Origin of the sequence: Moritella sp. 24 (assembly GCF_018219155.1) — a bacterium.
GTDB lineage: Bacteria > Pseudomonadota > Gammaproteobacteria > Enterobacterales > Moritellaceae > Moritella.
The window spans coordinates 4,254,674-4,276,434 of the sequence record NZ_CP056123.1 but is presented as its reverse complement, the minus strand read 5'-3'; the positions used below and the strand labels follow the sequence as shown (position 1 = coordinate 4,276,434).

Annotated in this window: 21 protein-coding genes; 5 read left to right on the top strand and 16 right to left on the bottom strand. The window is 39.8% G+C overall.

Features of this window, described 5'->3' with window-relative positions:
- Nucleotides 1-2: 2 nt before the first annotated feature.
- From hemW to HWV00_RS19045, 6 genes are all read right to left on the bottom strand, one after another.
- A complete protein-coding gene (gene hemW, locus HWV00_RS19070; RefSeq protein WP_211686711.1) occupies nt 3-1,139 on the bottom strand; it encodes a radical SAM family heme chaperone HemW in 1,137 nt (378 codons plus the stop codon).
- Between the two features lie 50 nt (nt 1,140-1,189).
- Complete coding sequence (locus tag HWV00_RS19065; RefSeq protein ID WP_211683804.1) at nt 1,190-1,804, bottom strand: XTP/dITP diphosphatase; 615 nt, start codon at nt 1,802-1,804, stop codon at nt 1,190-1,192.
- A 102-nt stretch (nt 1,805-1,906) separates the two neighbouring features.
- Nucleotides 1,907-2,335 (bottom strand): DUF4426 domain-containing protein, encoded by a 429-nt coding sequence (locus tag HWV00_RS19060; RefSeq protein WP_211683803.1) that lies wholly within the window; start codon nt 2,333-2,335, stop codon nt 1,907-1,909.
- A 113-nt stretch (nt 2,336-2,448) separates the two neighbouring features.
- A complete protein-coding gene (locus HWV00_RS19055; RefSeq protein WP_211683802.1) occupies nt 2,449-2,994 on the bottom strand; it encodes a YggT family protein in 546 nt (181 codons plus the stop codon).
- A gap of 57 nt (nt 2,995-3,051) precedes the next feature.
- Nucleotides 3,052-3,879 (bottom strand): pyrroline-5-carboxylate reductase, encoded by an 828-nt coding sequence (proC, locus tag HWV00_RS19050; protein WP_211683801.1) that lies wholly within the window; start codon nt 3,877-3,879, stop codon nt 3,052-3,054.
- A 58-nt stretch (nt 3,880-3,937) separates the two neighbouring features.
- A complete protein-coding gene (locus HWV00_RS19045; protein ID WP_211683800.1) occupies nt 3,938-4,633 on the bottom strand; it encodes a YggS family pyridoxal phosphate-dependent enzyme in 696 nt (231 codons plus the stop codon).
- Between the two features lie 30 nt (nt 4,634-4,663).
- Between HWV00_RS19045 and HWV00_RS19040 the strand changes: the two genes are divergently transcribed.
- From HWV00_RS19040 to yaaA, 3 genes are all read left to right on the top strand, one after another.
- Nucleotides 4,664-5,698 (top strand): type IV pilus twitching motility protein PilT, encoded by a 1,035-nt coding sequence (locus tag HWV00_RS19040; protein ID WP_211683799.1) that lies wholly within the window; start codon nt 4,664-4,666, stop codon nt 5,696-5,698.
- 11 nt (nt 5,699-5,709) lie between these two features.
- A complete protein-coding gene (locus HWV00_RS19035) occupies nt 5,710-6,825 on the top strand; it encodes a PilT/PilU family type 4a pilus ATPase (protein WP_211683798.1) in 1,116 nt (371 codons plus the stop codon).
- 80 nt (nt 6,826-6,905) lie between these two features.
- A complete protein-coding gene (gene yaaA, locus HWV00_RS19030; RefSeq protein WP_211683797.1) occupies nt 6,906-7,685 on the top strand; it encodes a peroxide stress protein YaaA in 780 nt (259 codons plus the stop codon).
- A 108-nt stretch (nt 7,686-7,793) separates the two neighbouring features.
- On the opposite strand, the gene HWV00_RS19025 is transcribed toward yaaA, so the two are convergent.
- The 3 genes from HWV00_RS19025 to HWV00_RS19015 form a co-directional block, all read right to left on the bottom strand.
- Nucleotides 7,794-8,441, bottom strand: a complete 648-nt coding sequence (locus HWV00_RS19025) for a TIGR04211 family SH3 domain-containing protein (RefSeq protein WP_211683796.1) — start codon at nt 8,439-8,441, stop codon at nt 7,794-7,796.
- Between the two features lie 159 nt (nt 8,442-8,600).
- Entirely contained in the window at nt 8,601-9,875 is a 1,275-nt protein-coding gene (locus tag HWV00_RS19020; RefSeq protein WP_211683795.1) for an inorganic phosphate transporter, read from the bottom strand.
- Nucleotides 9,876-9,897: 22 nt separating this feature from the next.
- On the bottom strand, nt 9,898-10,578 hold the full coding sequence (locus tag HWV00_RS19015; protein ID WP_211683794.1) for a TIGR00153 family protein: 681 nt from the start codon (nt 10,576-10,578) through the stop codon (nt 9,898-9,900).
- A gap of 278 nt (nt 10,579-10,856) precedes the next feature.
- Here HWV00_RS19015 and HWV00_RS19010 point away from each other — a divergent pair, with 278 nt between their 5' ends.
- The gene (locus tag HWV00_RS19010; RefSeq protein ID WP_211683793.1) at nt 10,857-12,350 is read left to right on the top strand and encodes an inorganic triphosphatase; all 1,494 of its coding nucleotides are present in this window, start codon (nt 10,857-10,859) and stop codon (nt 12,348-12,350) included.
- Nucleotides 12,351-12,420: 70 nt separating this feature from the next.
- Here the strand turns inward: HWV00_RS19010 and HWV00_RS19005 are convergent, their stop codons facing one another.
- The 5 genes from HWV00_RS19005 to HWV00_RS18985 form a co-directional block, all read right to left on the bottom strand.
- On the bottom strand, nt 12,421-12,741 hold the full coding sequence (locus HWV00_RS19005; protein WP_211683792.1) for a hypothetical protein: 321 nt from the start codon (nt 12,739-12,741) through the stop codon (nt 12,421-12,423).
- Nucleotides 12,742-12,764: 23 nt separating this feature from the next.
- A complete protein-coding gene (locus HWV00_RS19000; protein ID WP_255554823.1) occupies nt 12,765-13,409 on the bottom strand; it encodes a hypothetical protein in 645 nt (214 codons plus the stop codon).
- A gap of 160 nt (nt 13,410-13,569) precedes the next feature.
- On the bottom strand, nt 13,570-14,262 hold the full coding sequence (locus HWV00_RS18995; protein WP_211683791.1) for a PspA/IM30 family protein: 693 nt from the start codon (nt 14,260-14,262) through the stop codon (nt 13,570-13,572).
- A 23-nt stretch (nt 14,263-14,285) separates the two neighbouring features.
- Nucleotides 14,286-14,699: a YjfI family protein gene (locus HWV00_RS18990; protein ID WP_211683790.1), complete on the bottom strand. Its 414-nt coding sequence runs from the start codon at nt 14,697-14,699 to the stop codon at nt 14,286-14,288.
- A 234-nt stretch (nt 14,700-14,933) separates the two neighbouring features.
- Entirely contained in the window at nt 14,934-15,830 is an 897-nt protein-coding gene (locus HWV00_RS18985; protein ID WP_211683789.1) for a DUF350 domain-containing protein, read from the bottom strand.
- A gap of 179 nt (nt 15,831-16,009) precedes the next feature.
- On the opposite strand from HWV00_RS18985, the gene glnE reads away from it, so the two are divergent.
- Nucleotides 16,010-18,874, top strand: coding sequence for a bifunctional [glutamate--ammonia ligase]-adenylyl-L-tyrosine phosphorylase/[glutamate--ammonia-ligase] adenylyltransferase (glnE, locus tag HWV00_RS18980; protein WP_211683788.1), 2,865 nt, complete (start codon nt 16,010-16,012; stop codon nt 18,872-18,874).
- 155 nt (nt 18,875-19,029) lie between these two features.
- Here glnE and lpxL read toward each other — a convergent pair whose 3' ends face one another.
- Complete coding sequence (gene lpxL / locus HWV00_RS18975; RefSeq protein WP_211683787.1) at nt 19,030-19,986, bottom strand: LpxL/LpxP family Kdo(2)-lipid IV(A) lauroyl/palmitoleoyl acyltransferase; 957 nt, start codon at nt 19,984-19,986, stop codon at nt 19,030-19,032.
- A gap of 154 nt (nt 19,987-20,140) precedes the next feature.
- The gene (locus HWV00_RS18970; protein ID WP_211683786.1) at nt 20,141-21,481 is read right to left on the bottom strand and encodes a TolC family outer membrane protein; all 1,341 of its coding nucleotides are present in this window, start codon (nt 21,479-21,481) and stop codon (nt 20,141-20,143) included.
- Nucleotides 21,482-21,761: the final 280 nt, after the last annotated feature.

Below are 21,761 nucleotides of genomic sequence, written 5' to 3'. Positions count from 1 at the left end.
TTTTAGATAAACAGATCGAACAAGCTATTTAGATAACGATGACCAAGTTTGGTTACTTGCCAGTGCGTTTCTGTTTCACTCAATAGACCTTTCTGTATCGCGGTATCAATTTGCGCGTTTATGACTGAAAGTGGTAATCCAGTAAAATCACAAAAATCTTGTTTTGGTGTTGCTTCGATTAAGCGGAAACGATTCATGAAGAACTCAAAAGGCAGTTCATCTTGAGGCACGACATGTTCACTATCTAAGAAGGCCTTATTTGCGTCCATATAACCGCGCGGGTGCTTTACTTTACTGCGACGGAGTATCTGACCTGTTTCTGGATCGGTAAGCTTACCGTGAGCCCCACAGCCGATTCCGATGTAATCACCAAAACGCCAATAGTTTAGATTGTGCTGACATTGCTTGCCTGTTTTAGCATAGCCTGAAATCTCATATTGCTCATAACCCGCTTTACTCAATAACGCATGACCTTGTTCAAAAATATCCCAAAGAATATCTTCATCCGGCAAGGTAGGTGGTTTAGAGTAAAATTGGGTGTTCTGCTCAATCGTTAATTGATACCAAGATAAGTGTGGAGGCGCTAGTTCTACAGCCTTATTCAAGTCATATAACGCATCACTTAAATCTTGATGTGGCAAGCCATGCATCAGGTCTAAGTTGAACGAATTAAGCTGTGATTCAGTGGCAATATTAGCCGCTCTAATGGCTTCATCAGGATCGTGAATACGGCCTAATAAATTCAATTTTTCAGCCTGTAAGCTTTGTACACCAATCGAGATCCGGTTAATACCAGCGGTCACATAACCGTGAAAACGATCCGCTTCAACCGTTCCCGGATTCGCTTCCATCGTGATCTCTATGTTCTCACTAAATGGGATCATGGCTTCAACACCATTTAGTATTTTAGCGATGCCTTCGGCACTAATGAGGCTAGGTGTACCGCCACCAATGAAGATCGAATGTAATGATCGTTGGAATACACGTGGTAATTCGCTACGAAGATCGGCGAGCAGATCATCTATATATTCATCTTCAGGGATCTTACCTTTTTGCGTATGCGAGTTAAAATCACAATATGGACATTTCTGCACACACCATGGAATATGTACGTATAAACTAAGTGGAGGCAATTGCATTGGTACAGCTGTCATTGCGTCGTCTGGTGTTGCTATTACTGTATTAGTCATTATTGTGCAGCTAATCGAGCTTGTTGTTCGTGCATTGCGGCGAACAATTTAGTCAATGCTTGGCCACGATGGCTTAATTCACTTTTACGTTGCTTGGTTAATTCAGCCGAAGTACAGCCTTCAGATTCAACGAAGAAAATTGGATCGTAACCAAAGCCGTCTTCACCACTTGGTTGTTCTGTAATAACGCCATCCCAGCTGCCGTGACATACGAGTGGTGTTGGATCTTCTGCATGAGTCATGTAAACCAATACACAATGGAAACGCGCGGTACGTTGCGCTGTTGGTACGCCTTTTAGTGCGTCAAGTAACTTTAATAAGTTATCACGGTCACTGGCATCTGCACCTGCATAACGCGCAGAGTAAATACCAGGAACACCTTGTAGAGCATCAACTGCTAATCCTGAATCATCTGCAATCGCAGGATGACCTGTTAGTGTCGCGGCATGCTTGGCTTTGATAATGGCATTTTCAATAAACGTTGTGCCAGTCTCGTCGGCTTCGACAATATTGAAATCACTTTGTGGAAGTACTTCAAGACCAAAGTCAGCAAGCAGTGCTGACATTTCACGAACTTTGCCTGGATTACCAGTAGCGAGAACAACTTTAGACATGGTGCGCCTTTATCAATAATTAATAGAAAGTTAAAAATACGATGAGCGATACGACTCATTTATGCAATCAGGTTATACAGGATTGCGGATCACGGATAAAGCCTAATCAACATAAAACTTTTGTTGGAATTTTAGCTCTTGAGTTTGGTTTCCGCTACTTAATGTAACCTTGATACGGTAAGTCTCTTCGTTACGGTGAGGCACTTCTGCGATATAGTAAATCGCATTTTGTTCACGAATTTCACGTACGTCTAACTCTCGGATGTTACCTAATAAATTACGCGCGGTGACTGTCATTTTTACCGCTTGTGCTTTTTTTGTATCACTATCAAGCACTGAAATATTGATAATACCAAGGTATTTACTGCGATCGATATCATAATCTGATGCTACATCAGCGGTTAAAAATGTACTTGGAAAAGCAATGTAATGCACATCCCAATCTCCCAATTTTTGCATTTGTTCTGCACTTACTGTTGCTGAACATAATAAGGTAATTGTGAGTAATAGAGATTTAAATAATGATGGCATATGAGTTCCTACATTAAAGAATAAAAGGAATGAACGAGATCAAGACGAGAGCCTTAACGTTTAGCTTGTTGCTGATTAAATGCAGGGCAATACCCTGCATTTAAAAGCGGAGACTAGAATGGAATACCAGTGAGATCGCCAATTAAGATTTGTAAAAACTGTAGGCCTAAAATGGCTACTAACATTGATAAATCAAGACCACCGATTGCAGGAATAATACGGCGGATTGGTGCTAAAATTGGTTCACTAAGCTGTGATAGCACGTATTCAATTGGGCTATTACCTTGGCTCACCCAGCTTAAAATAGCACGTAAAATTAATACGTAGAATACTAAGCTAAAGCACTGCTTTAATAGTTTAATTGCAGCCAAGATTAATACGTCTTGGATCGGTGCAACGGCACCTGTTTGTAAGCCGAATAAAGTATAAATCATTGCACAGGCAACGGCATAAGCGAATATAACAGATGCTAAGTCTAGGCCGCCTACACTTGGAATAACACGGCGCAATGGTCTAACAACTGGCTGTGTTGCTTTGACAATAAATTGGCTCATTGGATTATAAAAATCGGCGCGAGCCATTTGCAACCATACACGTAATAGTATGATAAGAATGTATGTTTCAAATAAAATACTGACCAAAAAGTTAGCCGCGTTCATAAATAGCCCTTCAAGTTTATTGCTAACTGCTCAGATAAACAGTTGCGAGTAAGTGAATTAAAATAATTTTGACATTTGTTCTGCACGTGTAACGGCTGCCTGCATTGCAGTGTCGACCGTATCACGTAAATTGTGTTCTTCAAAAGTGCGTATCGCTTCCGCGGTCGTCCCACCTTTTGAGGTGACATTTTGACGTAGGGTCGCTAAATCAATATGTGGATTTTGTTGTACTAGCTCGGCAGAACCTAATGCCGCTTGCTGCACTAATTCTCTCGCTTGTTGTTGTGTGAACCCCATGCGAATAATGCTTTCTTGCATTGCTTCCATAAACAGGAAGAAATACGCAGGTGAGCTACCCGTTGCAGCTGTAATCGTATTTAAATCTGATTCATCTTCTACCCAGCAGGTTTTACCCACTGCAGTCATGATCTTATCAATGGTTTTTATCTCGTCATCTGATACTTCAGGTGATGGGAATAAACCTGTCATGCCTTTTTGTACCAATGCCGGAGTGTTTGGCATCGTTCGTACAATCGGTTGATTGTCAGCTAATAAGCTTTGTAAGCGTTCTACAGTCACGCCTGCAGCGACAGAAACAAACAACTTACCGCGATAGTTAGCACTGTGCTCTGCTAATTGAGAGCAAACTTCTGCCATTAACTGCGGTTTTACTGCAAGAAAAATAATATCTGCAGAGGCAACTGCATGGTTATTATCTTGAGTGGTATTAATCGAAAATTTTTCTGCTAATACATCTAAACGTGTGCGGGTTGGATTTGCAGCATAAATAAGCTCCGCAGGGTAGCCATCTGTGATCATGCCGCCAATGAGGCTTGAAGCCATGTTTCCAGCGCCAATAAAGGCGATTTTTTTATTCGTGATCATTATTGTTTAATTCCTTATATTTTGATCATTACTGTTTAACCCCATAAAAACGGAGTGATCAGCCTCGTGCGCCGAAAATAGCAGTACCCACACGTACCATGTTGCTTCCTTGTGAAATGGCAAGTTCCATGTCGTTAGTCATACCCATTGATAAAGTATCTATCTGGTTATATTGGTGCTGAAGTGATAAATACAACGATTCGAGTTGGTTAAATTGTGATTTAAGTTTATCGAGATCATTTGTTTTTTCAGGAATCGCCATGATCCCGCGTAATACTAAATTTGGCAGTGTCGATACTTGCTCGGCTAATAGGCGAGCTTGTTGTAAATCAGCGCCAGACTTGCTGTCTTCAGCACTGATATTAATTTGGATGCACACATTTAATTTAGCCATATCTGCTGGGCGTTGATCATTCAGTCGTTGGGCGACTTTTAGACGGTCAATACTTTGTACCCAATCAAAATGTTCGGCAATTGGACGAGTCTTATTAGACTGAATAGGACCAATAAAGTGCCACTCTATATCCGTATAATTACCGTCTTCTTGCAGTACAGTAATTTTTTCTACGGCTTCTTGAAGGTAGTTTTCACCAAATTTACGCTGTCCGAGTGCGTAAACTGCCATAACTTGTTCGACAGGTTTAGTTTTACTGACTGCAAGCAGGCTAATTTCACACCTTTTTTTGAAAGATGTGTCTGCCGCGTTTTCAATTTGAGTCAGAACCTGTTGTAATCGTGTTGATATACTATTCATGATGTTACTTGCAATGAGGTTAAAAAGAATATGGATGTTACAGAGTTACTTACATTTAGTGTAAAGCATAATGCATCAGATCTACACCTTTCTTCTGGTGTTCCTCCGATGATCCGTGTGGATGGTGACGTACGTAAAATAAACTTACCCGCTTTTGATGCTAAACAAGTACATGCGTTAATTTATGACATTATGGATGATAAACAACGCAAAGACTATGAAGAACATTTAGAAGTCGATTTTTCTTTTGAAATTAATAACGTTGCTCGTTTTCGTGTGAATGCCTTTAATCAGCATCGTGGTCCGGCTGCAACATTCCGTACTATTCCAAGTGAAGTGAAAACAATGGCGGAGTTAAACGCGCCTGATATTTTTCATGATTTTGTAGAATTACCACGTGGCTTAGTGTTGGTGACAGGGCCAACTGGTTCAGGTAAGTCGACCACATTGGCAGCTATGATTGATCATATTAATGAGAATCAACATAAACACATTCTGACGATTGAAGATCCAATTGAATTTGTTCATCAGAATAAAAAAAGCTTGGTTAATCAGCGTGAAGTGTTCCGTGATACCAAGAGTTTTAATGCCGCATTACGATCAGCGTTACGTGAAGATCCCGATATTATTTTAGTGGGTGAAATGCGAGATTTAGAAACGATCCGCTTGGCATTAACAGCCGCAGAAACGGGGCATTTGGTGTTTGGTACGTTACATACCACGTCAGCTGCTAAAACGATTGACCGTATTGTTGATGTATTTCCAGGACAAGAAAAGGACATGGTTCGCTCTATGTTGTCTGAATCATTACGTGCGGTAATTTCACAAACGTTATTAAAGCGTACTGGTGGCGGTCGTGTTGCTGCTCATGAGATCATGATAGGCACACCTGCTATTCGTAACTTGATCCGTGAAGATAAAGTGGCGCAGATGTATTCAGTGATCCAAACGGGTATGATGCATGGTATGCAAACATTAGATCAATCACTACGTGAATTAGTGAACATGGGTATTGTGACGAGCGAAGAAGCGCGTATTAGAGCTGTAGATCAACAAAACTTTTAAGGATTAATGACATGGGGATGTTACCGCAACTCTTTAGTGCAATGAAAAAGCTCGAGGGTTCTGATATGTATATTTCTGCTGGTATTGCGCCAACAGTGAAGGTACATGGTTCGCTACGTGCGCTTTCAGAGCATAAGTTAACGGCAGAGCAATCATTATCATTAGTGAAAGAAGCAATGTCAGAAGATGAGTATGCTTCTTTTTGCCGCACTAAGGAGTCTAACTTTGGTATTTTTATGCCAGAGATTGGTCGTTTCCGTGTGAGTGCATTTTGGCAATTAGAAAAAGCTGGCATGGTTATTCGTCGTATTGAAACGGACATACCAGCGATGGATGAATTATACCTGCCACAAATATTAAAACACACTGCATTAGAAAAACGCGGTTTGGTATTGGTTGTTGGTGCTACAGGCTCGGGTAAGTCAACGACGCAAGCTGCAATGGTTGGTTATCGAAATCAAAATTCATCGGGGCATATTTTAACGATTGAAGATCCGATTGAGTTTGTGCATGAACATGATAGTTGTATTGTGACACAGCGTGAAGTGGGTATTGATACCGAATCATTTGAAGATGCGCTAAAGAGCTCATTGCGTCAAGCGCCGGATGTCATTCTTATTGGTGAGATCCGTTCGCAAGAAACAATGGAGTTTGCGCTCGCATTTGCTGAAACGGGTCATTTATGTATGGCGACACTGCACGCAACCAACGCGAATCAGGCTATCGACCGTATTTTACATTTGGTTCCAAAAGAAAAACACGCGCAGTTATTATATGATTTGTCGCTAAACTTAAAAGCCATTATTGCCCAGCAGTTAATACCTGTGCAAGGTGGTACAAGTCGACGTGGTGCATTTGAAATTTTACTCAATACCCCGTTGGTGAGCGAGCATATTCGTAAGAATGAATTGCATAAGATTAAAGAGCTGATGTCTAAATCGATAGAGCAGGGCATGCAGACTTTTGATCAAGCATTATTAGAACTTTATAACACCAACATGATTAGTTACAGTGAAGCGTTGCACCATGCGGATTCACCGAATGATTTACGCTTAATGATTAAGTTAAATCAAGGGCAAGCTGCGAGTGATAGTATGCTCGACGGTGTGACGATTGAAGCGTTGTAATTGTTCGATCATAAACACTTATCGTGATAGCGATAAACGTTTAATCGTAAGCTAGAGTTTAAGAGAAGTAAGGAAAATTTATGTTAATCGTGGTATCACCGGCTAAAACACTCGATTTTGAGACTCCGCCGACAACTGAGCAGTACAGTCAAGCGGACTTAACAGTACATTCCGCAGAGTTGATTGATGTGTGTCGTCAGTTAACACCGATGGACCTATCATCATTGATGAAAATCAGTGATAAATTAGCTGGATTAAATGCAGCTCGTTTTACTGAATGGACGGCTGATTTTACCCCTGAAAATGCAAAGCAAGCGGTATTCGCGTTTAAAGGTGATGTGTATACAGGCTTAGACGCAGAAAGTTTCAGTGAGACTGATATGGCGTTTGCACAGCAACATTTCCGTATTCTATCTGGCCTATACGGGCTACTACGACCATTAGATTTAATAAAGGCGTACCGTTTAGAAATGGGGACGAAGCTTACTAATGGGCGTGGTACAAACTTATACCAGTTCTGGGGTGATATTGTTACTGATAAAGTGAATGACACTCTTGCTGCACAGGGTGATAAAGTATTAATTAATTTAGCATCCAACGAGTACTTTAAAGCGGTACAAAAGAAGCGCTTAAAAGGGCAAGTGATCACACCGGTATTTAAAGACTGTAAAGCAGGTAAATACAAGATCATTAGCTTTTACGCGAAGAAAGCACGTGGGCTCATGGCCCGTTACATTATTGATAACCAGTTGAAAGACGTTGCCGAGTTAAAGGCATTTGATACGGATGGTTATTATTATTGTGAAGCGGAATCAACTGATATTGAGTTGGTGTTCAAGCGTGATGAGATATTTAAGTAATTAGCTTGTCTCTACTGCGATAAATTACCGATAATAAAAAAGGATATTCAATTGAATATCCTTTTTTACATTTAGCGATAAATGTCACTTAACTCAGTCGTTAAACGATTAATCCCAGCCATTATTTTTCTTCTTGCGGAAGTTAATTGACGGGATGATTAATCCAGCAATTAAGCCTACAGCAAGAATTAATGCACCTAGCATGATGAAGCGATGTTGTTCGTCTTCTTCTTTCGTATCTAAGCGAGTTGATAATTGCTCGTTCTCTTCACGTAAGCGTACCGCTTCATCTGTTAACGCTGTGTTCTCAGCGGTTAATGATGCGATCTTGTTTACTTGTGTCGCGATATCAGCTTCTTTACCAGCAAGTTCATCACGGTTGGCATCTGTTAATTCAGCCATCGCAGCAGAGTTCTTGTTATTGATTTTAGCAAGCGCATCTTTGGTTTTTGCTAATTCAGCTTGTAATTTTGGTGTACGGACTTTCAAACTAACTTGGCGAGAAAGCGATTTACCATCAATCCAAGCTGTTTTACCTTTACTTGTCATGATTTGCGTATATTTAGAGGCAGCATTAGTCTGTAAATAAGTAACAGCTTCACCGGCTTTAACGGTACCAATAATACGATACTGGGTGCCAGGACCTGAATGCATAAAAATAGACACGTCATCACTGATATAACGCGTTTCTTTTGCCACACTAGATAAGCTAATTAGTGTTAACAATGATGCTAAAATGAGTTGTTTAATCTTCACAAGTTGTCCCGTAGAGGAAATATTCAGATAGGCATAGTAAGTATAAAATTGAATTTCGACAAGCCTCAGATGATATTTTCCCGCTATAAAATAGAAATTTAATGGATTTATAAAAAAGGCCATCAATAAATGATGGCCTTTTAATAACAATATAATCAATTACACTACAAAGATAGCTTCTAAAATTTTGTAGAAGATAATTGCTAAGATTGCACCAGCAGGTAGTGTTACAACCCAAGATACAACAATTGTTCTAACAACATTTAGATTTAAGGCTGCGATACCACGCGCCATACCCACACCCAGCACGCCACCAACAAGGGTTTGCGTTGTCGAGATAGGTAGACCTGAACCTGATGCAATAACAACAGTCGTTGCTGTTGCTAACTGAGCAGCAAAACCGCGACTTGGTGTTAATTCAGTAATGCCGGTACCAACAGTAGACATTACTTTGTGTCCCATTGTCGCTAGACCAATAACAATACCTAAACCACCCAGTGGTAAAATCCACCATGTCAGTTCTGCTTTCTCGGCAATTTCGCCACCGTGTTCAACAATCGATACAACCGCAGCTAGTGGACCGATCGCATTTGCTACGTCGTTCGAACCATGGGCAAATGCCATTGCACACGCTGTGATGATCATTAAGATACCGAATACTTTCTCTACGTTAGAGAAATGCATATCTTTGTCATCACTTGGGCTGTAGTTTTGTTTGCTGATATAAATTGAACCAATAATCGCAACAAGTAAGCTGATTGCAGCAGAAGCGATTAAACCTTCTGTTGTTGTAAGGTGTAAACCAACGTGTTTTAGACCTTTCTTAATTGTAACCATTGCGATAACAAACGTTGTTAAAGCCATATAGAAAGGCACATAACGTTTTGCATTAGACAGAGGATCTTTGGTGTCAAATATGAGTTTTTGAATACTCATAAAGGTGACATAGGCGATGAGTCCGGAGAGTATTGGGGTTACCACCCAGCTACCTACGATACCACCTGCTTTACCCCACTGAACAGCTTCAGGGCCTACACTAACAAGTGCAAAACCAACGATAGCACCAACAATAGAGTGCGTTGTTGATACTGGCCAGCCAAATATAGAGGCGATCATTAACCAAGTACCTGCAGCAAGCAATGCTGAGATCATACCAAATGCTAAGGCATCTGGACGGTTAGTTTCTTTAAAGACCGCAAGATCAACAATACCTTTACGTACTGTATCAGTCACTTCACCGCCAGCTAAGTAAGCCCCGGCAAATTCAAAAACCATCGCAATAAGAATTGCTTGTTTCACTGTTAATGATTTGGTACCAACTGATGTGCCCATTGCATTTGCAACGTCATTTGCACCAATACCCCATGCCATATAAAGGCCAAAGGCTGCCGCCATCATCAATAGATAAGGACCGTATGCTTGAATGATTTCCATTATTTATATACCTGTAGTGATCTTAATTACGCGCTAGCATTAGTTCGAGACGAGCGCCAACAGTTTCAGCTTGGTCAGCTAATCCGCCCACCCACTCTAAGATTTTGTAAAGGAACATAACATCAATTGGATTGTAGTTATTTTCAATTTTACGTAATTTCTGGCGTAGTACTATTTGCATTGCATCCGTATCATCTTCGATGCAATCCAGTTCGTTGATCATGTTTTCAACAAGATCTACTTCACGACCTTTAAAGCCAGTTTCAAGCAATTCATCTAGTTCATTAATGGCTTTCTTAGCCTGCGCCGTTGCGTCAATGCAACGTTTTAGATAAAGCGTGAAATCATCAGCAATTTCGACCGGGAGTTGCAGATTGCGACCGATTACTCGACCGGCAATATCTTTCGCACGATTGGCGATTTTATCTTGTTGCGTCAGTAGATCTAACATATCGGTACGATCGACAGGCATAAAGATACCGCGTGGTAGCTTTAGGCGAATTTCACGTTTTAATACATCAGCGTCTCTCTCACATTGTGAGATCTGCTGGCGGATAGTTTCCGCCTTATTCCAATCTTGCTGCGTTGTAGCAGCAAAAAATGGCACAAGTAATTCACAAGTCTCATGCACTTTCGTGATGTGTTCTTGTAGCGGGGTGATCGGAGACTTAGCAAAAAGTCCTAAAATAGTATTTACTGGCATAGCCATAATCCATGTATGTGACAATATGATGACACTTTTGAAGATGTCGGGAATGTTAAACAACTCTCAGGAGTTTGCAATATAAAAATTGCGTTATTAGTGATTGAATTAGACCAAAATCAATATATTTTTATTTTTAGTTGGTGATCTTATTCTTTAATTAAGTATTTAACCTTAGACAGCTTTTAAAATAATTGGTAAATTTTGTCTCTGAAAGTGCTGGGTATTTTGTTTTATCACAGCATTATTTTTATCGTTGATGAGTCTAGCGAGGCCAGATGAGTACGGAAGTTGAAATAAAATTTGTTGTTAAACCAGAGGTTAAACCACAATTAGCCATGCTATTAGCTGACTATGTGATAATCGAACAGGCTATTAAGCCTTTATCTAATACTTATTTTGATACAACGACATCCCAATTTCGTCAGTTTGATTTTGGTTTACGCACGCGCAAAAGTTTAAATTTTGCAGAGCAAACGATAAAAACAGCAGGTATTGTGCGAGGAGGCTTACATTCACGCCCTGAGTATAATTTACCGTTAGAGGGAGATTTACCTACATTAGCAGATTTCCCGGCTGAGATCTGGCCTGAAAATACCGATGTGGCACAGTTACAGTCTGATCTGGTGGATTTATTTACGACTGATTTTGAACGTACCATGTGGCAACTTAAGCTGGCGAACAATGCTGAAATTGAAGTGGTTTTTGATTTTGGTATGGCACGCAGCGGTGAGCACAGTTATCCAATTTGTGAAATTGAATTAGAGTTGGTTCACGGTGATGTGGATGACCTCTTTACTTTAGCGCAGAAAATTACGCAGTTAGGTAATGTGCGTTTAGGTAATGTCAGTAAAGCTAAACGTGGGTATCAACTTGCAGGTTTGTACACGCCAAAAATTAAACCGCTTACGTTAAAAATGCCTAAAGTAGAAACTGAAAGTTTGGGTGACATCTTTTTAGCGACATTAACGCAGAGCTATACGCATTGGCAGCACCATGAGCAATTTTATCTTGAAACAAAGGACATTAACGCGTTAGTTGAAGTTGTTTCAGCGGTAGAGCTTATTCAGCAAACATTGAAGGGGTATACCAATATACTGCCTGAGATCGAATTAAAACAAACAGAATTGGCGTGGTTGTTGGCGGAGTTATCTGCAGTTACTCAAGCATCACAATTGCAGCAAGTGATGACCGATAATAGTCAGTTTATTCGTAAATTTCCTGAACATAAGCGTATAACCAAAGAGTTGCAGGATCTACAAGCGAGTTATGTGGACTTTGCAGCAATCGACACCCTGTTTAATACACCGCGTTATGCCAGCCTGATGCTGTCTGTGAGTAAATTCTTAAGCCAAGGCCTGAGCAGTGTTAAGCTTGATAGTGTTAATGTCGCTTCATTTGCTAACATGCGTTTAGAGTCGAGTTGGCAGAGTGTGCTTGATTCTGCGTTGTCAGCTTCGACGCTTAATGCGGATGATTATTTAGCATTACATGAAAAATTAAAGCAAAACTTATTAATTGGCCGTTGTTTTAGTCATTACTATTCATCAGAAAAGCGAGATAAATTTCGTTTACCTTGGCAGGATATTTTGCAGGGGATTGATGACTTAACTGTATTGCAGGTACTAATGGCTGTTGCAAAGCAGCAACCAGATACAATTGCAGTGCAAATTGAGAAGGTATTAATGCGTAAGCAGCGATCATTACTGGATGCATTAGAGCAAACCCGTCATCAAGCGTTAACGATGCAGCCATATTGGTTAGCTGATTAAGCGTACGGTATATGAGTAGGGTATAGCAATCAGTGACATGAGTGTGTCACTGATTGTTCATTAGCGGTTTCTATTCTGAAAATCGAACAAGATCTTCAATTACTAATTTTTTAATTTCGAGTTGCTGTTCTGGCTGTAACCCGTATTTTTCAGCTAATTCAATATAGTCTTGGTTATTCAGTGATACCGTTAAACGTGGCCTTTTTGGTCGTTTGTTAACAGTTAAACCTAGAATATCCCGGATCTGCTCTGATGGGCTTAGGTTATGATCTAATGCTGCTTTTCGGATCTTGTATTGGATTTTTTCATCCATATCAAACGCTACCTGAACAGCCTTCATCGCTTTTTGTGATGATTGCCATTTTTCTGGTAATTCACGTGATTTAACCATCTTCAATCTGCCTTGTACTGTGTTTATGCTATTGGCCAGTATCCTGTAATACTGTCATTACCAAGCTGTACGGTCAAGTACACGTCAGTATCGCCATTATTAAGTACCATTATATCGATTAATTTGTTTTCTTTAGCATCATGTAAATGGTAAAAATCAAATTGTTGACCTGGGTTATCATCTGCATATTTTGAAGGCGCTGATGTTCTAAAATCAGTTCTGTGATGATAACCGACAGTCGCGATATCTTGTTGGAAATAGCGTTCTGCGTGCCAATCACCGAGTGAGACTGGTAGTTGACTTGGTAACTCTGTGAAGCCTTCTTCAAATACATCGCTGAATTGGTCTAAATCAAATAGCTGGGATACTTCTTCGCGGGTTATCTCAAGGCTAAGCTGGAAATTATTGTGGTCGTGACCGGGTAACGATAACCACACGTAGGTTTGTTGAGTACCTTGCAGTTTAAAACGTGGGTAATGTTGATGCTCAAATTCTAATGTCTCAACCGAAATCACTTCGAACTTTTGTTGGCGAATCTCACTTGGTAAAGTGAAGCTATCGCTAAATTCGATAATATCACCAAGAATCAATTTACTGACATGATTGAGGTCACGGACTGGCGTTGTTGGTTCTGATTTTTTAAATAAATTTTTGAAGAAGCTCATCATGGATCCTAAAGTATTAAGCTATTAGAACATTAGGGTATAGCAGAATGACAAATAGGAACAGTACGTGTTATCACGTATGCTGCTCCTATTGAATATTAACAGGCTTTTAATGGCGCTGTTAACCTTGTAGTTGTGTTGTCATCAGTTTGTACGATTAAGCTTAGCTATTTTGCTTGGCTTTTAAACGCTCTAGTACTGAGTTCGCATTACTTTGTTGCTGACCAATACCAGCTTCTGCTAGTTTTGCTTTTAACGACTGGTCGCTACCTTCAGCTTGTAGTTCATCAGCAGCAAGCATACGATCATCAAAATCTTGTTGTTTTTGCTTAATACGCTCTAATGAATCTTTTGCGCTAAGTAGTTTTGAGTTACTTGCACTGAAGTTATCTGTGATTGCTGATGTTGCTTTTTGAACACTATCAGTGGTTTTCACCATTGTTAATTGACGTTGGTGTTCAGCCAATTGACGTTCACTTTTCTTCACTAAATCTTTTAGCTTCGTTGCGCTATTAGTGAAATTATCTAGGTTTTGCTGTTGGTCGATAACTTCTTTCTCTAGCTGTGCAATTTTTTCTGCAACTTCAAGTGCAAGCGCTTCGTTACCTGCGTTTAATGCTTGTACTGCATAGCCTTCATGTTCGGTTAAATTAGCTTTAACACGTTCAAGTTCACGGCTTGATTGCATTTGCTTTGCCATTACGTCAGTTAAGTTACGTTTAGCATTGGTTAAGTGTGTTTCTGCGTCGCGAATTTCTTGTTCGAAAATACGCATTGAGTTTGCATCAACAATACCTTCACCTACTTCACGGGCGCCACCGCGGATAGCGGTCATAATCTTTTTAAAAATACTCATAAACTTCTCCTTAGAAGTAGGGACTAAATTAAATAATCTGATAATTCAGAGATAACTTCTAGGCTGTTATCGCTTAATACAACTAATTCATGCTCTACATCAGTGATTGCTGATTGCACTGATAATGCACCGTAAACTACATACATATCATCAATTTTTGCGAATGATGATAGCGGCATTGGGATGTTAAGCTCTAACATTGCTTCTAGCATCTCAACACGTTTTTCGGTTTTAACTTCGTTTTCGCCCCATAGATAAGCGATACATAGTATTTGCTCATCGGTGACAGAAACAAAAATTGGAATTTCTTCACGACCTTCAACGTCAACACGTAATACATCAACGTCACCTGAAATTGGTGTACAGTCAAATTTATAACCAGTGTCAGACTTGTCGCCAAGATCATTAAGATAATTTGCAATTTTATGAATGTTCATCTTGTTCCTTTTTTGACATATTATGTCTAAGTGAGATTAACTTTAAGCCTCGAGACATAATATGTCAAGCGACTTGCAACTTATTTATTATATTTTATATATTAGCGCTGTTTTATTTGTCCGGTAAATGAGACTAAAGTTCATTGTCGATAATAACTCAGTGTAGCTATAAAACTGGACATATTAAGTATCATCGATAACCTAAAGTAACACCCTTGCGGCAGCTTTAATGCATTAAATTAATAATGCAGAGAGGATGAGTGCAATCGATAGATTGATTGCCACATCCATTGTTGCCACACCAACGTTGTTCTGTAGGTCGACTTCTTTATTAATATTGACACCGTTAAGAATTATTTTTTTAGCGATGATGGCAAGCACTGTAAATGTCGTCAACATGATAAAACTAAATAGCATCCACGAACCTAATGTTGTCATCAGACTGTCGGTATCATAGTAAACATAGTTACTGCCCACTGTGACTGAGATCGCGACAGCAATAAGGTAACCACCATGGCGAACGGCAGCGGCAATATTATTATCTCTAAAGGCCTGCTGCATTGTAGTGCCAAGGTTACCACGTGAATAACGGTGTTCACGATAACGCATCATCAGTAGCATGATTGTTTGATAAATTAAGAAAGCGCTAAAAATAGCGACAAAGGTGATGACTTCTAGTCCGTCAGCCCAAATTAAGGTTGAACGAATAATAATGGCTGTCGCAATCGCAGCACTGGCATCGACAATCGCCACGGCGACATTACGCTGGGCTATTTCAATATTTTTGTCTAGATGGTTGAGGGATACATGGTCATGGATCCAGCGACCAAATTTGATTAATACCAATCCAGTTACACCATAGAGAGTGATGCTTAGTATCTCAAGTGGCAAGGTTGCCGCTTTTTCACCTGTAATTGCGCCAGATAATACGAGTCCTAAGCCAAAGATTGCACCGGCTAAACTGATACCAAAAGCAAAATTGTCTCGTTTGGCTAATTCATCGGTGGTATCTATGTTATCTACAGCACCAGTGAAAAAACGCATTGCGGAGAGCAGGATAAGTGCAATGACGAGATCGATAATTAAAAAAAGTAATAGATCCGAGGATAAGAGCGATTCAAAAACAGACATTAAAGGTGACCTTCTTTTACGATTTTAACTGCCATAATTTCCCTACTAATGATAAGTTTACTAGGTTAATTAATATCGGTAAGTAATAGCATGTAAGAGATAGTGTGTCTATATGTGCATTGTTGATATAAATTGTTGAATTAATTGGATCACAAGCTTTAATTATATGGATGTCGTTTATGAGTACAGAAAATAAAATTGTTGATGTATTAGCTGAGACTGGTGGTATTTATTGGCAGCGTTGGTGTGAACGTCACGAGAGCGATTTAGCGTTGTTGTCCGTAGAGCAAATTACCCAGAGCCAGCGCGTATTTTCGTTAAGTGATTTTATTGCTGAAAGCTGTATTAATAATATTGGCCTACTCACGGCTATTTGGCAGTCAGGCTTACTTTCTCAATCATCTCGAACAGCCCAAGTTGAAACGCAATTAGCCACTAAACTTGCCGCGTGTGATTCTGAGACGGCATTACTACGTACAGTGCGTCAGTTCCGCCGCTTTCATATGTGCATTATTGCTTGGCGTGAGTTACTTCAACAGGCTGACCTAAAAGAAAGTTTAACCCATACTTCACACCTTGCAGACAGTTTGATTGAAGGTGCATTGGAATGGTTATATCAATTGCAATGCAAAGAGCAAGGCACCCCGGTAAATGAAGCGGGGGTTAAACAGCAACTTGTTATCTTGGCAATGGGTAAATTGGGTGGTGGTGAACTTAATTTCTCTTCTGATATCGATCTTATATTTACGTATCCAGAAACAGGTGAAACTGTTGGTGCTGGGCGCACTGTATCAAATCAAAAGTTCTTCCAACGTCTTGGCCAACGTTTAATTGCGGCATTGCATCAACTTACTATGGATGGGTTTGCTTATCGTGTAGACATGCGTTTACGCCCATTTGGCGATTCAGGTCCATTGGTCATGAGCTTCAATGCTTTTGAAGAATATTACCAAAATCAAGGACGAGATTGGGAACGTTATGCCATGGTTAAGGCCCGAGCATTAGGTGGTAATGCTGAAACCAGAATTGAACTAGAAAAAATGCTACGCCCATTTATCTATCGTCGTTATGTTGATTTTAGTGCGATTGATGCTCTGCGTAATATGAAAGCCATGATTAAAGCAGAAGTTCGCCGTAAAGGATTAAAAGATAATATTAAATTGGGTAGCGGTGGTATTCGTGAAGTAGAGTTTGTCGCACAAACCTTCCAACTTATACGTGGTGGTCGCGAGCCCGTATTACAAATCAAGTCATTGTTAGTGACATTAAAAGAACTCGCGTCACTTGGCGAAATCTCGCCTGAAAGCTACACCGTATTAACTGAGAGTTACTGCTTTTTACGCCAAGTTGAAAATATTCTCCAGCAGATTAATGATTGCCAAACTCAGACATTACCGCAGTCAGAACTTGATCGCAGCCGTTTAATTAGCGTATTGGGTTTTGCTGATTGGGATAGCTTCTATGTTTATGTTAATCAAGTGATGGCAAACATCCACACCGAATTTAGTCATGTAATTGGTGGCGATGATGACGATCATGAAGAATCATTACCCGCGTTAGATTTATGGCATTTGGAGCTTTCAACCGACGAAGCGGTCACCTTGCTGGCTGAATATGGTTTAGCCGAACAAGAGGCACAAACTTTTGCTCGTGATTTAAATCATTTTAAAACGGATTACGCGCGTAAAACAGTTGGGCCTAGAGGTCGACAGACAATAGAAAAGTTATTACCTAAACTGTTATTTTCAGTCCTCAAAGCAGATGATCCAGTGGCTTTATTACCACGTATCATCGCCTTGTTATTAAAGATCTTAAATCGTACTGCTTATCTAGAATTGTTGGCTGAGAATGACCTTGCGCTAACCCAGTTATTGCGTTTATGCAGTGCCAGTTCGATGGTCGCGAAACAATTGTCGAGCCACCCAATTCTATTAGATGAACTACTTGTGCCATCGCACTTGTATCACCCGACGCCCTTGCATGAATATCGCAGTGAATTACGTCAGTTTATGTTACGTATACCTGAAGAAGACCAAGAGCAGCAACTAGAAGCTTTACGTCAATATAAACAGACTCAATTACTGCGTATTGCAGCCGCTGACATTGGCGGTGAATTAGCGTTAATGAAAGTGAGCGATCATCTTACTTGGTTAGCGGAAGCTGTGATTGATAATGTCGTGAATCTTGCTTGGCAACAATTAACAGAGAAACATGGCATACCTCACAATGTTGTTGAAAGTGGTGAAAAAGGCTTTGCTGTTGTCGCCTACGGTAAACTCGGCGGTATCGAATTAGGTTATGGTTCGGATCTCGATCTCGTGTTTATTCATAATTGTGAAACGGCAGGCATGACCAATGGCGATAAAGTGATTGATAGCCGTCAATTCTATCTGCGTTTAGCGCAACGTATTATTCATATATTTAGTACCCGAACGAGTACCGGTATTTTGTATGAGGTCGATATGCGTTTACGTCCATCGGGCAACTCGGGGGTTCTGGCATGTCCGGTATCAAGGTTCTTGGATTATCAATCTAAGGAAGCTTGGACTTGGGAGCATCAATCGCTGGTTCGCACGCGTTTAGTGTATGGCGATAAGCTTATTCAAGCGCGCTTTACAGACGTGAAACGCACTATTATTGCCAAACCTCGCGATACAGCAGAGTTAAAAAAGCAAGTTGTAGAAATGCGTTTGAAAATGCGTGGGCATCTGTTGAAAGCCCCCGCAGATAAATTTGATATTAAGCAATCTGCTGGTGGTATTACTGATATAGAGTTTATGATGCAGTTCATGGTATTAAGTTATGCTGCACAGATTCCTAAAATGCAGTTATGGCCTGATAACGTACGCATTATTAGTCGCTGTGTAGCAGAGGGATTAATTTCTGAAGCGTTAGGATTAAGCTTAACAAACAGTTATTGCCAAATGCGTGATGAGATCCATCGACTTAATTTATTAGGTAAAAAGGGGATTGTTGCGGACAGTGAATTTGTAGAACAGCGTAAGGTTGTTACAGACTACTGGCAGCAGCTTTTTGCCGTGTAGTTTTATAGAACCTATTGAAGAGTTTATTTAAGTACTTAAATAAGTTTAAGTACTGCTTAAACTAAAAATCCTATTGATGCGCACATGATTGTGTTTTATCAATAGGATTTTTTATTTTATGACTTATCGATAATGAGATTAGTCATTTAAACCGATTACTTATATAAGCTCGCTTCACCTTCTGGACGTGTTTTAAATCGACGATGTAACCACATATATTGTGGGATTTGCTCTAAAACAGATTTTTCGCATTCTTGATTACAGATAGTGGCATCTTCCACTTCACTACCTGTTGGGAAGTTTTCTAATGGTGCTCTAATTGTGAGTTTATAACGACCATCTGGTAGGCGACAAGAAGACGCTGGATAAGTTTTGGTGTTTTTACCTGAAGCAAACAGTGTTGTGCCTGTGATAGTACAAGCTTTTTCAACGGCGAAAAAGGGAACGAACACACTGCGGCGACGGCCGTAATCATGATCCGGTGCATACCATAATGGCTCACCCTCATCGAGTATACGTAACATACCTTTGATATCTCGGCGGTCAAACAAGCCTTTATTTGAAAGAGTACGTCCACGGCATTGCAGGTATTCCATCAATGGGTTTTTGTTGGGACGATAAATTGCATGGGCAGGTCGTAGTAAACCGAAAATACGTGCCGACATTTCTAGAGACAAAAAGTGGCCCCCTAGTATTAACATGCCATTACCATCAGCTTTTGCTTGTTCAATGTGTTCTTGGCCTTCGATAACCATATTTTTCTTGATGCGCCAATCAGGCCAAAACCAAGCGTTTGCAGTATCAATAACGGCTAAACCTGTATATTCAAAGTTCTCTTTTGCTAGCGCTTTAATTTCTGCATCCGATTTATCTGGAAAGCTTAAGGCTAGATTTTGTTGCGCTGTTTTTAAACGACCGGGTAATATTTTTCCCACTAAATGGCCTAAAGAGCGACCTATTACGTTTTGTACTGTATTAGGTAGTAAAGATATAAACCATAAGAAGCTTGCTGCAAGCAGTAGCAGGCAATTTTTAGGGTGTAGAAAACTGAGCTTAAATGTGGTGTTTTCTTGGGTAACCATGGGCTTATCAGCTTTAATATTGTTTGTCATGAAAATCTCATTAATACGAATCACTGTTTATTGTAGCTGTAAGTGACTGATAATCATATTTTAAATGGAAGTTTATTTAACTGGTAATGTTACTTTAGATATAAAAAAAGCGACACTGAAGGTCGCTTTTTATTCTGAATTACGCTTAGTCTAGTTAGTTGCTTTCTAATCCTGCATTAACTAAATTAATATCTTCAGCGTTCAAGGTACCAGCGGCTTGTTTTAACTGTAACATACTAATGATGTAGTTATAACGCGATGCTGATAATGATTGCTTAGATTGGTATAAGCTTTTCGTTGCATTCAACACGTCAATAATTGTACGTGTACCAACACCAAAACCAGCTTGTGTTGCTTCTAATGCACTTTCAGATGACTTAACCGTTTGTTCGTAAGCTTTGATAGAACTTAATGCTGCCGTTACGTTGTTATAATAAGTACGAATTTGTGTTTGTACTTCACGGCTTGCTCTTGTTAATTGCTCTTGGCTTGCAGTTACTTGGTAAACAGCTTGTTTCTCTACTGATGTTACCGCGCCACCTGTATAAAGCGGCATGCTAAATTCGATACCAACATTAGCTGAAGAAACAGTACTCTCGATACCATCGCCACCATTATTATAATTATCGCCATAACCAGTATACTGAGCGCCTGCATTTGCCACTAAATTTAGTGACATGTTATCAGCAGAACCTGCTAATTCCACATTACCTTCTGCGACTTGCTTAGCAATACGTTGGATTTGAATCGATAAATTTTGGTTGTTTGCTGTATCTAACCAGTTATCACGTTGGCCATTTGGCGCTGAAGGGCTAAAGCGAGCTGTATTCAATGGTGAAATATCGGTATGGATCAAACCAGTAATTTCAGTTAATGACTCGTAGCTATTTGCAAGCGTATTTTCAGCGTTAATCACTTCAGCAACAGATAGATCGAAGCTTGATTGCGCTTCTAGCACATCCGTTTTGTCGGTTAGACCTACATTATAACGTTGTGTTGTTTGTTCTAGTTGACGCTCTACCGCTTCTTTATTACGGTTAGAGAATTCTAGAGTATCGTTAGCACTTAGCACATTAAAGTAAGCGTTTGATACACGTAAGATTAGGCCTTGTAGTTCTGCTTGAACTGCAAGTTCACTTTGTTCAGCTTGTTTCGCTGCTTGGCTAACATTAATGAAATTACTTTCTTCATATAATGATTGCGTTAGACCAATACCAACGGTACCTGTAAGGGCATTACGGTTAGAGGTTGTATCTGCTGTTGTGGTGTCACTTGTAATGCCGTAACCCAAATCAGCACTTAAACCAATTTGTGGTAAGTTTGCTGCTTCTTGTTCAGTAATTTTCTCTAGTGCTGCGTCACGATTTGCTTGTGCTTCTAAATATTGTGGATCTTTGGTGAGGGCCTGTTCAAATATTTGTTGTAAATTGTCTGCACTTGCAGAGCTTGCAAAAAATGCTAAGCCGCAGGCTAGTAGAATTTTATTAAACTTCATTGGTGGTTACCTTAAGTGTAAATAGTTGCCGTTATGAATTCGCATAACAATAAGTAATGATAACTGCTTAGTCAAACTAATAATTATCCAAAAGGGATAGTTAGGAAGATAAGATTATTTTAATCTTATTCTAGGCGTTATCTCATAGCTCGAGTTTGAACCTTGAATCAATGTTGATATGGAATTATTAGTATATTTACTAGTTATTATCCCTAAACCCTAGCAGTCAACATGGTATTCACTGTAACTCGTTATTATCAGTATATTTTGAGAGATGTAA

What these genes read in the sequence shown, in the direction of transcription:
- hemW (WP_211686711.1), bottom strand. Translation starts at nt 1,139, where the DNA reads ATGCAATTGCCTCCACTTAGTTTATACGTACATATTCCATGGTGTGTG.
- HWV00_RS19065 (WP_211683804.1), bottom strand. Translation starts at nt 1,804, where the DNA reads ATGTCTAAAGTTGTTCTCGCTACTGGTAATCCAGGCAAAGTTCGTGAA.
- HWV00_RS19060 (WP_211683803.1), bottom strand. Translation starts at nt 2,335, where the DNA reads ATGCCATCATTATTTAAATCTCTATTACTCACAATTACCTTATTATGT.
- HWV00_RS19055 (WP_211683802.1), bottom strand. Translation starts at nt 2,994, where the DNA reads ATGAACGCGGCTAACTTTTTGGTCAGTATTTTATTTGAAACATACATT.
- proC (WP_211683801.1), bottom strand. Translation starts at nt 3,879, where the DNA reads ATGATCACGAATAAAAAAATCGCCTTTATTGGCGCTGGAAACATGGCT.
- HWV00_RS19045 (WP_211683800.1), bottom strand. Translation starts at nt 4,633, where the DNA reads ATGAATAGTATATCAACACGATTACAACAGGTTCTGACTCAAATTGAA.
- HWV00_RS19040 (WP_211683799.1), top strand. Translation starts at nt 4,664, where the DNA reads ATGGATGTTACAGAGTTACTTACATTTAGTGTAAAGCATAATGCATCA.
- HWV00_RS19035 (WP_211683798.1), top strand. Translation starts at nt 5,710, where the DNA reads ATGGGGATGTTACCGCAACTCTTTAGTGCAATGAAAAAGCTCGAGGGT.
- yaaA (WP_211683797.1), top strand. Translation starts at nt 6,906, where the DNA reads ATGTTAATCGTGGTATCACCGGCTAAAACACTCGATTTTGAGACTCCG.
- HWV00_RS19020 (WP_211683795.1), bottom strand. Translation starts at nt 9,875, where the DNA reads ATGGAAATCATTCAAGCATACGGTCCTTATCTATTGATGATGGCGGCA.
- HWV00_RS19015 (WP_211683794.1), bottom strand. Translation starts at nt 10,578, where the DNA reads ATGCCAGTAAATACTATTTTAGGACTTTTTGCTAAGTCTCCGATCACC.
- HWV00_RS19010 (WP_211683793.1), top strand. Translation starts at nt 10,857, where the DNA reads ATGAGTACGGAAGTTGAAATAAAATTTGTTGTTAAACCAGAGGTTAAA.
- HWV00_RS19005 (WP_211683792.1), bottom strand. Translation starts at nt 12,741, where the DNA reads ATGGTTAAATCACGTGAATTACCAGAAAAATGGCAATCATCACAAAAA.
- HWV00_RS19000 (WP_255554823.1), bottom strand. Translation starts at nt 13,409, where the DNA reads ATGATGAGCTTCTTCAAAAATTTATTTAAAAAATCAGAACCAACAACG.
- HWV00_RS18995 (WP_211683791.1), bottom strand. Translation starts at nt 14,262, where the DNA reads ATGAGTATTTTTAAAAAGATTATGACCGCTATCCGCGGTGGCGCCCGT.
- HWV00_RS18990 (WP_211683790.1), bottom strand. Translation starts at nt 14,699, where the DNA reads ATGAACATTCATAAAATTGCAAATTATCTTAATGATCTTGGCGACAAG.
- HWV00_RS18985 (WP_211683789.1), bottom strand. Translation starts at nt 15,830, where the DNA reads ATGTCTGTTTTTGAATCGCTCTTATCCTCGGATCTATTACTTTTTTTA.
- glnE (WP_211683788.1), top strand. Translation starts at nt 16,010, where the DNA reads ATGAGTACAGAAAATAAAATTGTTGATGTATTAGCTGAGACTGGTGGT.
- lpxL (WP_211683787.1), bottom strand. Translation starts at nt 19,986, where the DNA reads ATGACAAACAATATTAAAGCTGATAAGCCCATGGTTACCCAAGAAAAC.
- HWV00_RS18970 (WP_211683786.1), bottom strand. Translation starts at nt 21,481, where the DNA reads ATGAAGTTTAATAAAATTCTACTAGCCTGCGGCTTAGCATTTTTTGCA.